This window comes from Escherichia sp. E4385, assembly GCF_963883145.1.
Classification (GTDB): domain Bacteria; phylum Pseudomonadota; class Gammaproteobacteria; order Enterobacterales; family Enterobacteriaceae; genus Escherichia.
Genome location: NZ_CAWOOJ010000027.1, coordinates 1 through 13012, shown reverse-complemented (window position 1 = coordinate 13012; position 13012 = coordinate 1). Strand labels below are relative to the sequence as shown.

General features: G+C 50.1%; 13 protein-coding genes and 2 pseudogenes. 12 read left to right on the top strand and 3 right to left on the bottom strand.

Going from position 1 to position 13012, the window contains the following annotated elements; all coding sequences use genetic code 11:
• The 6 genes and pseudogenes from AACS80_RS23015 to phrB form a co-directional block, all read left to right on the top strand.
• Positions 1 to 435: hypothetical protein (locus AACS80_RS23015; RefSeq protein ID WP_138184016.1), on the top strand; the 435-nt coding region annotated here is incomplete at its 5' end.
• Complete coding sequence (locus tag AACS80_RS23010; RefSeq protein WP_135409682.1) at positions 428 to 1291, top strand: hypothetical protein; 864 nt, start codon at positions 428 to 430, stop codon at positions 1289 to 1291. The genes AACS80_RS23015 and AACS80_RS23010, both read left to right, overlap by 8 nt.
• 136 nt (positions 1292 to 1427) lie before the next feature.
• A complete protein-coding gene (locus tag AACS80_RS23005) occupies positions 1428 to 2282 on the top strand; it encodes a hypothetical protein (RefSeq protein WP_138184015.1) in 855 nt (284 codons plus the stop codon).
• Positions 2283 to 2961: 679 nt separating this feature from the next.
• A pseudogene (locus AACS80_RS23000) lies at positions 2962 to 3341 on the top strand (group II intron reverse transcriptase/maturase); the annotation flags it as partial.
• Positions 3342 to 3445: 104 nt separating this feature from the next.
• Positions 3446 to 3955, top strand: a complete 510-nt coding sequence (locus AACS80_RS22995; RefSeq protein ID WP_135409684.1) for a YbgA family protein — start codon at positions 3446 to 3448, stop codon at positions 3953 to 3955.
• Complete coding sequence (gene phrB, locus AACS80_RS22990; RefSeq protein ID WP_138184014.1) at positions 3952 to 5370, top strand: deoxyribodipyrimidine photo-lyase; 1419 nt, start codon at positions 3952 to 3954, stop codon at positions 5368 to 5370. Before AACS80_RS22995 ends, phrB begins: the two co-directional genes overlap by 4 nt.
• A 129-nt stretch (positions 5371 to 5499) precedes the next feature.
• On the opposite strand, the gene dtpD is transcribed toward phrB, so the two are convergent.
• Positions 5500 to 6981: a dipeptide permease DtpD gene (gene dtpD / locus AACS80_RS22985; protein ID WP_130210758.1), complete on the bottom strand. Its 1482-nt coding sequence runs from the start codon at positions 6979 to 6981 to the stop codon at positions 5500 to 5502.
• A 270-nt stretch (positions 6982 to 7251) separates the two neighbouring features.
• On the opposite strand from dtpD, the gene ybgI reads away from it, so the two are divergent.
• From ybgI to nei, 5 genes are read left to right on the top strand one after another with little or no spacing between them, the layout of a single operon-like run.
• On the top strand, positions 7252 to 7995 hold the full coding sequence (ybgI, locus tag AACS80_RS22980) for a radiation resistance protein YbgI (protein WP_135409707.1): 744 nt from the start codon (positions 7252 to 7254) through the stop codon (positions 7993 to 7995).
• Between the two features lie 22 nt (positions 7996 to 8017).
• Positions 8018 to 8674 (top strand): 5-oxoprolinase subunit PxpB, encoded by a 657-nt coding sequence (pxpB, locus tag AACS80_RS22975; protein ID WP_130210756.1) that lies wholly within the window; start codon positions 8018 to 8020, stop codon positions 8672 to 8674.
• Positions 8668 to 9600 (top strand): 5-oxoprolinase subunit PxpC, encoded by a 933-nt coding sequence (gene pxpC, locus AACS80_RS22970; RefSeq protein ID WP_130210754.1) that lies wholly within the window; start codon positions 8668 to 8670, stop codon positions 9598 to 9600. The genes pxpB and pxpC overlap by 7 nt, the downstream gene beginning before the upstream one ends.
• Positions 9590 to 10324 carry a 5-oxoprolinase subunit PxpA gene (pxpA, locus tag AACS80_RS22965; RefSeq protein WP_130210752.1) on the top strand — a complete coding sequence of 245 codons (735 nt, stop codon included), beginning with the start codon at positions 9590 to 9592 and terminating at the stop codon, positions 10322 to 10324. The genes pxpC and pxpA overlap by 11 nt, the downstream gene beginning before the upstream one ends.
• A gap of 35 nt (positions 10325 to 10359) precedes the next feature.
• Positions 10360 to 11151 carry an endonuclease VIII gene (gene nei / locus AACS80_RS22960; RefSeq protein WP_130210750.1) on the top strand — a complete coding sequence of 264 codons (792 nt, stop codon included), beginning with the start codon at positions 10360 to 10362 and terminating at the stop codon, positions 11149 to 11151.
• Here the strand turns inward: nei and AACS80_RS22955 are convergent.
• Both AACS80_RS22955 and tnpA read right to left on the bottom strand, forming a co-directional pair.
• On the bottom strand, positions 11148 to 12194 hold the full coding sequence (locus tag AACS80_RS22955; protein ID WP_135409685.1) for an AbrB family transcriptional regulator: 1047 nt from the start codon (positions 12192 to 12194) through the stop codon (positions 11148 to 11150). The two genes, nei and AACS80_RS22955, sit on opposite strands and share 4 nt — an antisense overlap.
• 258 nt (positions 12195 to 12452) lie before the next feature.
• Positions 12453 to 12869, bottom strand: coding sequence for an IS200/IS605 family transposase (gene tnpA, locus AACS80_RS22950; RefSeq protein WP_167852393.1), 417 nt, complete (start codon positions 12867 to 12869; stop codon positions 12453 to 12455).
• Between the two features lie 22 nt (positions 12870 to 12891).
• On the opposite strand from tnpA, the pseudogene AACS80_RS22945 reads away from it, so the two are divergent.
• Positions 12892 to 13012 (top strand): annotated as a pseudogene (locus tag AACS80_RS22945) (helix-turn-helix domain-containing protein); the annotation flags it as partial.

Sequence of the window (13012 nt, the reverse complement as noted above, 5' to 3'; positions counted from 1 at the left end):
GGGCTGAAGATAAACCTGAACTGCGGCGGGGGGCCGGGGACGGCGGTGGAGACGTTGCTGCCGGCGGTGCTGGAAGCGCTGGCGGATGATTATAGTGATGGGAATGATGAGCTGACTGACGAACAGAATGACAGTGAGGACTTCGGTCGCGGAAATAACTCCGATGAAAGCGACAGTAAATCTGGTGATTTCACAAAAAAAGAGAGCGACAACCCTCCTGAGAAATACAACGTACAATTTCATTTTGTAAATGACAATGGGATACCTTATTCAAATACCCGTTATATAGCATTTTTAGAAAACGGTGAGCAAAAAAATGGAGAAACAGATGATGAAGGATATACCGAACGTTTTATAACTGAAGTTGAGAGAAATATAAAGGTCAGATTATTGAGTCAGAATATCGATATGCTTTTGGGGGGCGTAAATGAGTAGTGATAAAAACAGTGCGGTTGCTAAAACCAGTACGCAAGATAGATGCATAGAAGAATATAAGGTTACTGATCAATTTAAAAGGATGATGACAAAAGCTATTAAGGCTCAGATGAAGGTGCTTGAAATGAGAGCAGAAATGCTCAAGCCTGAGAATTGGGGAGCAGAAGAACAGCTTGAGTTTTTTGAAATATTTGGTGTAACCCATAATACAGTTATAACTATCGATTCTAGGGAAGAGAAAATAAAACAGAGAGCGAAGGCCGAGGCCGCAGCAAAGAAAAACGAAGAGGAAGGAAATAACGAACCTGTAGCCTTCCCGGATCCTTATATAGAAACAAGAGATAACATTACTGCTTATCAGTTTATGGTAGAAAGTGTAGACAGATTGATAGAATTGTGTCAAAAGCTACATGTTAAGGATCCTGTTAAAGCTGATGATCGTGAACATGGTAATTTTGTTAACAAAACTGATGATGCGATTGCCACTGCAAACGTTACAGCCGATCAAACTTTATATTTAAAACCTACCTTGTTTGAAAGCATATTACGTGTGAATATATACCAGCGATTTGTATGTAAAGAACTAACAGGACCGGAATCTCAGGTGTCTAGCCTTTGTCATGAGTTATCACATTTCTATCGGACGGGTGAAAATGGCAAATATGGCGGCATGGGGACAGATGATATGCCAATAGAAGGGGGGTTTAGCAGGGATAAAAACTATTTAGGAGAAGCCAACAGATTAAAAAGTGAAGGTGATCAATATGTTTTTAAAAACGCTTATAATATTGAGAAGTATTTTGAATGTCACCTGAGTGACGAACAAATGATTGAAATTGAAAAAGAGGTGCAGTAATGAAAGTTGATTCAATAAATCAGGTAAGTCAATGGGTTCACACTGACTCAAAAATAGTAGACTGGAGTGTAAAGCTAACTACAGGAATTAATTAATGCGTTAAAGGACAACTTGAAGCCACTGGAGAGGTAATAATATGTTTTCATTTTGGATATCGTCATTACTTCGAATATTGATAGTATTTATCTGTATCTTTTCTACATTCAGTTCATTAGCAGGCGAAGGTGTCGTAATCATTAAATATGGATATGGTAGGCTTTGGTGGGATTTTGAAAAACATGAGCACCCTGAAATATGGAAATATCCTTTCGAACAAAATTTTAACTATAGACTATCTGACTTAAAAAATAAAATCAACGAAGAACGCTACAAACTAAAAGCAAATTTAACAGTGAAGCAAGAAGCAGATTATCTGCTGGCCAATGTAAGTTTAAGTAACACAAATGATTATTCATTGTATGTTCATCTTAGCAGGCTTGCAACAAAATCTGAGGATTTCCCACTTTGCGGACACGCATTTTCAATAAATACGGACAATATACGCCTGGATTATATCGCATTGCGTTGTCAGCTTGATTCTGATAAAGAAGCTGATTTTATAGAAATTCCCGCAGGGAAAACATATGAATTTTCCGTCAGGCTTAATGATGCCTATGTATTTCCGCTAGGGATGAGGCGTTATAATATTGGTTCATTAGAATATTCTGTGGTTAATGATAAATGGTTTGTTAAGCAGTCAATAAATGAGCATGTTATCGCTATATTAAACTGGAGGTATAAAATATGCAGGCCTTGTCGGAAACTTGTCAGGATTTTGTGTTCATGCACATCTGACAGATACAACCAACCTAATATTGAGGATTTTCTTCGTTATATAGATTATGATGATACCAATGATGAGGACTATTTCACAATAAGAACTAATCAGGTTGTGGTTATGGTAGACGGAGATACATTGCGTTCTTTTTATGATAAAAAGACAAATGAATAAAAGTCTGTCTCTTAAAATATGAACTTCACGCCGGAGGTGCATATCTATCAGGCGGTCATTCATAATTATGTGTCACGTTAAAAATGCTACAACGTCATCATATTATTCAGTCGCCCGTCCAAATAAATGGTTAACAGAGGCAATGTCAAATTCTGTGCGGCCTGAATACGCAGTTCCCCAACCAAGCAGAGGCTTAGGGAAAGATCATGGTGTGCCGTAGGCACAAAGATGCAAAACGGGACGTTTTGCATGTAATAAGCATAAGCTGTGAAGAGATGCATCTGCTGTCGGAAGTCGGTCCCAAACAACCCCAGCTGCTGTGGTAAAGAGCCATGGTAGTGAGCGCAGGGAGAACGATCAGACGCGATCTGATCTTATGTGAGATACAGTGAGATAAGTAAACCCGAACCAGTGTTGAAACGTCGTTAGTCCTAAGTGACATCAAAACCGGAGGTTTCGTGATACCGCCTGGTTTAATTTACGGGTGAAATCCGAATGCTGCGTAAATGGTGTCAGACGTATAGCAGGCATGACGCTGTATCAGGCTCTTTGCAGGAGTTACGGGAACCGGTCGTCGCAATGTTAAGAGAGAAATACAAATAACCGAAATTATGAGTATGAGAGTATCGATGTGCGAAACCGGCGCAGAGTTGTTCGCAGTAGTGAGGAAGCGTTTGTAATGAATGTTGAGCGAAGGGACAGCGTCGGGCAGTCTGCATCACAGCCCAATTGTAGGCAGGAGGAGACTGTGTGTGAATCGAAAAAACGTTTCAGATCAGTAGGTTGCATGTGGTGGAAGCGTACCGGCGGGCAAGGGCGAATGCCGGTGCTGCCGGGGTGGATAACCAGACGCTGAAAGATTTTGAGCGGGATCTGAAAGAAAATCTGTACAAAATCTGGAACCGGTTATCGTCGGGAAGCTGGATGCCGCCGTCAGTGCGTGCGGTGGAAATTCCGAGGAAGGATGGAAGTAAAAGACTTTTAGGAATACCGACAGTAAGCGATCGAATAGCGCAGATGACGGTGCTGGTAACGTTTGAACCTGGCGTCAGTCCTTACGGGGAGCGGGCTTTCGTAATCTTGCCCTGCTACAACAGGATTAACTTCACAAATATCATTTCCCAACGTCTACACTTACTCCTGTAAACCGTTCAGGAGCAGTAATGAATCAACAACGATTTGATGCCAGCACTCTAATCCGTATCTTCGCCCTTCATGAGTTACATCGACTGAAAGAACATGGCTTAACGCGCGGGGCGCTTCTCGATTATCACAGCCGCTATAAACTCGTCTTTCTGGCGCATTCCCAGCCGGAATACCGCAAACTTGGCCCGTTCGTGGCTGATATTCACCAGTGGCAAAATCTGGATGATTTTTACAACCAGTACCGCCAACGCGTAATTGTTTTGCTTTCTCACCCCGCCAACCGACGTGACCACACCAACGTTTTGATGCACGTTCAGGGTTATTTTCGCCCACATATTGATTCCACAGAACGCCAGCAGCTGGCGGCGCTTATCGACAGTTATCGCCGTGGCGAGCAACCACTTCTTGCGCCGCTGATGCGTATCAAACACTATATGGCGCTTTATCCTGACGCCTGGCTTTCAGGGCAGCGTTATTTCGAACTTTGGCCGCGTGTGATTAACTTGCGCCATGCAGGAGTTTTATGACCATCCATCTGGTCTGGTTTCGCCAGGATTTACGTTTGCACGATAATCTCGCGCTGGCTGCCGCCTGCCGCAATTCGTCTGCACGCGTGCTGGCGTTGTATATCGCCACACCACGCCAGTGGGCGGCGCATAACATGTCGCCGCGTCAGGCTGAACTTATCAATGCTCAACTGAATGGGCTACAGATCGCGCTGGCGGAAAAAGGTATTCCTTTATTGTTCCGTGAAGTGGATGACTTTGTCGCCAGCGTCGAAATAGTTAAACAGGTGTGCGCGGAAAACAGCGTTACTCATCTTTTTTATAACTATCAGTATGAGGTGAATGAGCGGGCGCGGGATGTGGAAGTTGAAAGAGCGCTGCGTAACGTGGTGTGTGAAGGATTTGATGACAGCGTGATCCTGCCGCCGGGGGCGGTGATGACTGGCAATCATGAGATGTACAAAGTCTTTACGCCGTTTAAAAACGCCTGGCTGAAACGGTTGCGGGAAGGGATGTCGGAGTGCGTCGCTGCACCAAAAGTTCGTAGTAGCGGATCGATAGAGCCCGTGCCATCCATTACGCTGAATTACCCTCGTCAGTCTTTCGATACCGCGCATTTCCCGGTGGAAGAAAAAGCGGCGATTGCGCAATTACGCCAGTTTTGCCAGAACGGTGCCGGAGAATATGAGCAACAACGAGATTTTCCGGCAGTAGAAGGCACCAGTCGTTTGTCCGCCAGCCTGGCAACGGGTGGATTATCGCCTCGCCAGTGTTTACATCGCCTGTTGGCGGAACAGCCGCAGGCGCTGGAAGGCGGACCGGGTAGCGTCTGGCTTAATGAGCTGATATGGCGCGAGTTCTACCGCCATTTGATGACGTATTATCCTTCGCTGTGTAAACATCGTCCGTTTATTGCCTGGACCGACCGCGTGCAGTGGCAGAGTAATCCCGCGCATTTAAAGGCCTGGCAGGAAGGCAAAACGGGATACCCGATTGTCGATGCTGCTATGCGTCAGCTTAACAGCACTGGCTGGATGCATAATCGCCTGCGGATGATCACAGCCAGCTTTCTGGTGAAAGATTTGTTGATCGACTGGCGCGAAGGCGAGCGGTATTTCATGTCACAACTGATTGATGGTGATTTGGCGGCCAATAACGGCGGCTGGCAGTGGGCCGCTTCTACCGGAACCGATGCTGCGCCGTATTTTCGTATTTTCAACCCGACAACCCAGGGCGAGAAATTTGACCGCGAAGGCGAGTTTATCCGCCAGTGGCTACCGGAGTTGCGCGATGTGCCAGGGAAAGCGGTGCATGAGCCGTGGAAGTGGGCGCAGAAAGCGGGCGTGAAGCTGGATTATCCACAGCCGATTGTCGATCACAAAGAGGCGAGGCTACGAACGCTGGCAGCGTATGAAGCGGCGAGGAAGGGGAAATAACAGACTCGTGCCCAGATGCCGGATGCGGCATGAACGCCTTATCCGGCCTGGCAAATAGTGCAAATTCAATGGGCCATCCAGGCCTGATAAGACGCGTTAAGCGTCGCATCAGGCATCGGTGTTGGCGTATTAAGACTCCAGCGCCAGCGCACGGTTTCTGAACTTAAGCGCCTGATACAGCCAAATCATCAGCACCAGTCCTACACACGCCAGCGCACCCCAGGTGATTTGATCAAACACTTCTATATATGCATTGATGGAGTAATTGAGCGCCCCGGAAGCATCAAACGAAGCTTGCGATGTTTGATCGGCAATGACGCCCGCCAGATAGTTAGCAATCGCACCGGAAAGCAGCATGTAAATGCCGGTTAATACGCCGGTCACGCCGGGGATTTCAATACGCGTAATTTGCGACATAGCAACCGGATCGATAAACAGTTCGGCAAACCCCATCACTGCCAGACCAAGCACCATCAGCGGCAGGGAAGAGTGGCCATACATTGCAGACCAGCGGGCGCTTAAGCTAAGAATACAGAACCCGGCGCTCATCAGGCCGAGGCCAAGAGCAAATTTCCCCCAGATGCGCACGGTACGATTACCCGCAACGCTCTCTTTTACCACCCAGGCAAGCACCACACCGCACGACATCACAGCAAAAGCATTAATCGACTGGAACATGGCGGTCGGAACGCTATAACCGAAAATATCGCGATTAACGAAGCGGTCGATATAAAGGCTAATCGAGCTGCCGCCCTGTTGTGCGAAGGCCCAGAACAACATGCTGAAGAAGGTGAGCGTCACAATCAGCCCCAGCTCCTTACGCTGTTTCTGGTTTTCTGCTTTGCGATAAATTTTCGCCAGTACCGCCAGACCAATGATAGTGGCGACAATTAAGGCGTATACCGACCACTCTTTCCAGAACAGTACAGTAATCAGCGCAGGCGTTGCGACCAGCAGAACCAGCAGCCATCCCCAGTTCGGCAGGAGAAAGTTTGTCGCACGCAGTACTTTTTTGTTAACGCCGCGGGTATGTGTGAAATGACGATTGCCACATAAGAAAATGACCAGACCCGCGATCATGCCAACCGCCGCCAGGCCAAAGCCCATCGCCCAACTGTACTCTTCCTGGGCGTAACCACAGGCGATAGGGGCAATAATCGATCCCACGTTACCCGCCGCATACATCAGCGAGAAACCGCCATCGCGACGTGGATCGGTCGGTTCATACAGTTCACCAAGCAGGCAACTGACGTTGGATTTAAACAGACCATAGCCGCAGACAATAATCGCCAGCGACAGATAGAGGAATGTCGGGTGAATTTCGCTGGCGCCCAGCACCACATGCCCGACTGCCATCAACAATGCCCCTATCATTACTGCCATGCGGTTGCCGAGCACTTTGTCCGCCAGGAAACCGCCGAGGATCGGCGTGACATACACCAGCGAACAGTAGGCGCTAAATAACGCGTAAGCGTGGGTGTCGTTGTATTTCAGTTGATTGGTGAGATAGAGAATCAGCAAGGCACGCATGCCGTAAAAGCTAAAATATTCCCAGATTTGCAGCGCGACAACGTAGTAGATAGCGCGCGGCTGTGATGCGTGTTTATTCATAGTAATTCCGCGGTTGGATGCGACACCACGTAATAGTTGCGCGGCGTGCGTGTGTTTCCTTAAAGTTAAAACTCTGATACAGATCTGATTATTTATGCAATATGCTGTCTGATTGCATAAATATACATGAACTATGCATTTATGAGATAAACAATTTGCGCCTTTTGGCGATGGGTTTGTTTCTTAATATGTCGAAAGATTGGCTATCGACGAACAGGCGAGGGAACGCTATGTTAACGGAGTAGCTATCAGAATATGGAAGGCGCAATGATGAAAAACACCGAACTGGAACAACTGATTAACGAGAAATTGAACAGCGCGGCGATAAGTGATTATGCGCCGAATGGTTTGCAGGTGGAAGGCAAAGAGATGGTGCAAAAAATTGTTACCGGTGTCACCGCCAGCCAGGCGCTACTCGATGAAGCGGTACGCCTGGGCGCTGATGCGGTCATTGTGCATCATGGTTATTTCTGGAAAGGGGAATCGCCAGTAATTCGCGGTATGAAGCGTAACCGCTTAAAAACATTGTTGGCGAATGATATCAACCTGTACGGTTGGCATCTGCCGTTGGACGCACATCCTGAGCTGGGTAATAACGCGCAACTGGCGTCGTTACTGGGGATCACGGTCATGGGCGAAATTGAGCCGTTGGTGCCGTGGGGCGAACTGACCATGCCGGTACCGGGGCTGGAACTGGCCTCATGGATTGAAGCGCGTCTGGGACGCAAGCCGTTGTGGTGTGGCGACAACGGCCCGGAGGTAGTACAGCGCGTCGCCTGGTGCACCGGTGGTGGGCAAAGTTTTATTGATAGTGCCGCGCGTTTTGGCGTGGATGCTTTTATTACTGGCGAAGTTTCTGAACAGACCATTCATTCAGCCCGCGAGCAGGGATTGCATTTTTATGCTGCGGGTCACCATGCTACCGAACGCGGCGGTATTCGCGCGTTGAGCGAGTGGTTGAATGAAAATACCGATCTTGATGTGACCTTTATTGATATTCCTAATCCTGCATAACGAATAATCAGAGGGATCGAAAGTGCAACGAGCGCGTTGTTATCTGATAGGTGAAACGGCGGTAGTGCTGGAACTGGAGCCGCCGGTGACGCTGGCCAGCCAGAAACGGATCTGGCGGCTGGCCCAGCGTCTGGTGGATATGCCGAATGTCGTTGAAGCTATTCCCGGCATGAACAATATCACGGTGATTTTGCGTAACCCTGAAACGCTGGCGCTGGACGCCATAGAGCGTTTGCAACGCTGGTGGGAAGAGAGCGAGGCGCTGGAACCGGAGTCTCGCTTTATCGAAATTCCGGTGGTTTACGGTGGCGCAGGCGGGCCGGATTTGGCGGTGGTCGCTGCGCATTGTGGGTTGAGCGAAAAACAGGTCGTTGAACTGCACTCCTCCGTGGAATACGTGGTCTGGTTTTTAGGTTTTCAACCAGGATTCCCGTATCTCGGGAGTTTGCCGGAACAACTACACACGCCACGGCGCGCTGAACCGCGCTTGCTCGTTCCGGCAGGTTCTGTCGGGATTGGCGGGCCGCAGACTGGTGTTTATCCACTGGCAACGCCGGGCGGCTGGCAGTTGATAGGTCATACTTCGCTCAGTCTGTTTGACCCGACGCGTGACGAACCTATCTTATTGCGTCCGGGAGATAGCGTGCGCTTTGTACCGCAGAAGGAGGGAGTATGCTGAAAATCATTCGTGCGGGCATGTATACCACCGTGCAGGATGGCGGCCGTCACGGTTTTCGCCAGTCGGGTATCAGCCACTGCGGCGCACTGGATATGCCTGCGCTACGCATTGCTAACCTGCTGGTGGGTAATGATGCCAACGCGCCCGCGCTGGAGATCACGCTCGGTCAGTTAACGGTTGAGTTTGAAAGCGATGGTTGGTTTGCCCTGACTGGCGCAGGCTGTGAAGCGCGGTTGGATGATAACGCCGTGTGGACTGGCTGGCGCCTGCCGATGAAAGCAGGCCAGCGTTTAATGCTTAAACGTCCACAACATGGTGTACGTAGCTATCTGGCGGTGGCGGGCGGTATTGATGTGCCGCCAGTGATGGGGTCATGCAGCACCGATCTCAAGGTGGGGATTGGCGGGCTGGAAGGGCGTTTACTGAAGGATGGTGACCGACTCCCCATTGGCAAAGCGAAGCGTGATTTTATGGAAGCGCAGGGCGTTAAACAGTTGCTGTGGGGCAACCGGATTCGCGCCTTACCGGGGCCGGAATATCATGAGTTCGATCGCGCCTCGCAGGATGCATTCTGGCGTTCGCCCTGGCAGCTTAGCCCGCAAAGTAACCGGATGGGCTATCGCTTACAGGGGCAAATCTTAAAACGTACCACCGATCGCGAACTGTTATCTCACGGTTTGTTGCCAGGCGTGGTGCAGGTGCCACATAACGGGCAGCCGATTGTGTTGATGAACGACGCGCAAACTACCGGCGGTTATCCGCGCATTGCCTGTATCATTGAGGCCGACATGTACCATCTGGCGCAAATTCCGCTCGGCCAGCCGATTCATTTTGTCCAGTGTTCACTGGAAGAGGCGCTGAAAGCGCGGCAAGATCAGCAACGTTATTTCGAACAATTAGCGTGGCGGCTGCACAATGAAAATTGACCTTAACGCCGATCTGGGCGAAGGAAGTTCCAGCGATGCGGAACTTTTAACGCTGGTTTCGTCGGCCAATATTGCCTGTGGATTTCATGCAGGCGATGCACAAACCATGCTGGTAAGCGTGCGAGAAGCAATAAAAAATGGTGTGGTTATTGGCGCTCATCCGAGCTTTCCCGACAGAGAAAATTTTGGTCGCAGCGCCATGCAGCTGCCGCCAGAAACCGTTTATGCCCAGACGCTGTATCAAATTGGCGCGCTGGCAGCGATTGCCAGGGCGGAAGGTGGCGTAATGCGTCATGTTAAACCGCACGGCATGTTATACAACCAGGCAGCGAAAGACGCACAACTGGCAGACGCCATCGCCAGAGCCGTTTACGCCTGCGATCCGGCATTGATTCTCGTTGGACTGGCAGGAAGCGAGCTGATTCGTGCAGGCGAACGATATGGGCTGGTAACGCGCGAGGAAGTGTTTGCCGATCGCGGCTATCAAGCCGACGGTTCGCTGGTGCCGCGAAGCCAACCAGGCGCGTTGATTGAAAACGAAGAACAGGCGCTGGCGCAAACGCTGGAGATGGTGCAACACGGCAGAGTCAAAAGTATCACCGGCGAATGGGCAACGGTCGCGGCGCAAACGGTCTGCCTGCATGGCGACGGAGAACACGCACTGGCGTTCGCCCGCCGGCTACGATCTGCATTTGCTGAAAAGGGGATTGTTGTCGCAGCATAATCCCTCTGAACAAAGAATGAAAAAAGGATATCACTATGCCTGAAGGCCCGGAGATCCGCCGTGCAGCGGATAACCTGGAGGCGGCGATCAAAGGCAAACCACTGACCGATGTCTGGTTTGCCTTCCCGCAGTTAAAACCTTATCAATCACAACTTATTGGTCAGCATGTCACTTATGTGGAAACGCGCGGAAAAGCGTTGCTGACCCATTTTTCGGATGGCTTAACGCTCTATAGCCATAACCAACTCTATGGTGTCTGGCGCGTGGTTGATACTGGCGAAGAGCCGCAGACCACGCGGGTGTTGCGGGTAAAGCTGCAAACAGCCGACAAAACCATTCTGCTTTATAGCGCCTCTGATATTGAAATGTTAACGCCGGAACAACTGACGACGCATCCGTTCTTACAACGCGTTGGCCCCGATGTGCTCGACCCGAATCTGACGCCGGATGTGGTGAAAGAACGGTTATTGTCGCCGCGCTTTCGTAACCGTCAGTTTGCCGGGTTACTGCTTGACCAGGCGTTTCTGGCAGGGCTTGGCAATTATCTGCGCGTGGAGATCCTCTGGCAGGTTGGGTTGACCGGAAATCATAAAGCGAAAGATCTCAACGCGGCTCAACTGGATGCGCTCGCACACGCGTTACTGGATATTCCGCGACTTTCTTACGCTACGCGGGGGCAGGTGGATGAAAATAAACATCACGGCGCGCTGTTCCGTTTTAAGGTTTTTCATCGTGATGGCGAACCGTGCGAACGCTGTGGCGGCACCATTGAGAAAACCACGCTGTCATCGCGCCCGTTTTACTGGTGTCCTGGTTGCCAGCACTAGGCCGTTCGCTTCGGCGCATAGGTTGAAATAAACCGCGCAATGGCAGGCCCCGTCAGCAAAATACTGAACAGGCGCAGGGTTTGCATCGCCATAATAAGCGCCATATCGGCATTGCTCCCTGCGGCGATGACCGCCACCGTATCTAGTCCGCCGGGGCTGGTGGCGAGGTAGGCAGTCATAAAATCAATATGCATAAACCAGGTCAGCCCCCACGCCATCGCGGCGCAGATGGCGAGCAGAGCAAATATCGACAGCAGGATTTGCGGCAGCGGACGCAATGCCCGCAGTAAGATTTGTTTATCGAAGCCCAGACCAATTCGCCAGCCAATCGCCATATAAGCTATCGCCAGCAGCCATTCCGGTAACTCAATCGTGATGAACTCGCCAGACTGGAGCACCGCACCTGCCAGCATCGGAAAAAGCATCGTGCCGGAAGGAAGACGTAGCAGGCATCCCGCCGTACCGGCAACGACCGCGAGCAGGACGGTGAACAGGAGATGAATGCTGACTGGCGGGAACCATACGATCTGCTGGTTAACCGCTTCAGCGTTATCGCCCAGCATCATTCGGGTAACCAGAACAGCGGCCCCCGCGACAAACAGTACCCGCAGATACTGCATAAACGCTACCAGGCGGATATCTGCGCCGTAATCCTGCGCCATCGCGACCATTGCCGCCGCACCACCAGGTGAGGAGCCCCAGGCACCTGTATTTCCGGGCAGTGAGCTATAGCGCACCAGTAACCATCCCACGATAGCACTGGAAAGCAACGTTACCAGTAAAATAGCTAACACAATCGGCCAGTTAACCGCCAGCGTGGTCAGGATCGAACCGGTCAGGTTTTGCGCAATCATGCAGCCAAGAATGGCCTGCGCAGCGAGAAAAGCGGAGCGGGGGAGTTGCAGGGTAACCCCGCGCATACTGAAGATGATCCCGGCGATCATTGGTCCAAGCAGGAGTGCCGCCGGGAGATGTAAAGCGAGGAAGCCAATAGAAAGGAGAAGTGACAGAACACATAACATTCCCCACTGTAGCACTGGCATCCGTCACTCCCTGTTTAACTTACCTTTGGTGTATCGATACAGCATAAAGAATGCGCCTTAACGAAAAAATAGCGGTAATCAAGAAAAAGACAGATTTTGGCTAAAGGGCGTATTAAGTACCGTTGTTTCCCTCTCGTTTGTAAAAGAGAAGTTAAAGGGCCTGAGTCCGGTAGAATACCGGACTCAGGCCACATCGCGGACTAATAGGTTTATGGGGGCAGTTCAATCAGGGCGGGGATATAAGGCGCGGTTTTCCACCTAACCAGGTGTTTGCTGTTGTTCAATGTATTGGCGGATGACGGATATTGGCGCACCTCCGCAGCTACTGGCAAAATAGCCGGGACTCCACAAAACGCCTTTGTGGTAATACCTGACTGCAATATCTGGTCGATCTCGTCGCAGTAATCTACTCGATACGCCTTTGAGGCTGTTTACCAGACTGGATATCGCCAGCTTGGGTGGATAGTTAATTAACAAATGGACGTGATCTTGTTCGCCATCCATTTCAACCAGTTCAGCTTCAAAATCAGCACATACATTTGAAAAGTAAGTGCGTAGTTTTCCTGTCGCGTCATGGTCAAAAATCTGGCGTCTGTATTTGGTGACAAAGACCAAATGAACATGCATCAGGAAAACACAGTGCCTTCCGCGTCGGATATCGGTTTCTTTTTTCATAGACCAAAATATAATTTGACCGGTGAAACGACTACAGGCATTTAAATTCCAGTGAAGACCCGGTGGTCAACAGGAGCGTGAAATGAGGCGCTTCGCAGGCGGTCGTTTCGTTTTCAATCGTGTTCTGGCGCTTCAGAATGAGA

Excerpts from the sequence above, each read along its gene's own strand:
- nei (WP_130210750.1), top strand. The coding sequence starts at position 10,360 with ATGCCTGAAGGCCCGGAGATCCGCCGTGCAGCGGATAACCTGGAGGCG.
- pxpA (WP_130210752.1), top strand. The coding sequence starts at position 9,590 with ATGAAAATTGACCTTAACGCCGATCTGGGCGAAGGAAGTTCCAGCGAT.
- dtpD (WP_130210758.1), bottom strand. The coding sequence starts at position 6,981 with ATGAATAAACACGCATCACAGCCGCGCGCTATCTACTACGTTGTCGCG.
- tnpA (WP_167852393.1), bottom strand. The coding sequence starts at position 12,869 with ATGAAAAAAGAAACCGATATCCGACGCGGAAGGCACTGTGTTTTCCTG.
- phrB (WP_138184014.1), top strand. The coding sequence starts at position 3,952 with ATGACCATCCATCTGGTCTGGTTTCGCCAGGATTTACGTTTGCACGAT.
- ybgI (WP_135409707.1), top strand. The coding sequence starts at position 7,252 with ATGAAAAACACCGAACTGGAACAACTGATTAACGAGAAATTGAACAGC.
- AACS80_RS22995 (WP_135409684.1), top strand. The coding sequence starts at position 3,446 with ATGAATCAACAACGATTTGATGCCAGCACTCTAATCCGTATCTTCGCC.
- AACS80_RS23010 (WP_135409682.1), top strand. The coding sequence starts at position 428 with ATGAGTAGTGATAAAAACAGTGCGGTTGCTAAAACCAGTACGCAAGAT.
- AACS80_RS23005 (WP_138184015.1), top strand. The coding sequence starts at position 1,428 with ATGTTTTCATTTTGGATATCGTCATTACTTCGAATATTGATAGTATTT.
- pxpC (WP_130210754.1), top strand. The coding sequence starts at position 8,668 with ATGCTGAAAATCATTCGTGCGGGCATGTATACCACCGTGCAGGATGGC.
- AACS80_RS22955 (WP_135409685.1), bottom strand. The coding sequence starts at position 12,194 with ATGCCAGTGCTACAGTGGGGAATGTTATGTGTTCTGTCACTTCTCCTT.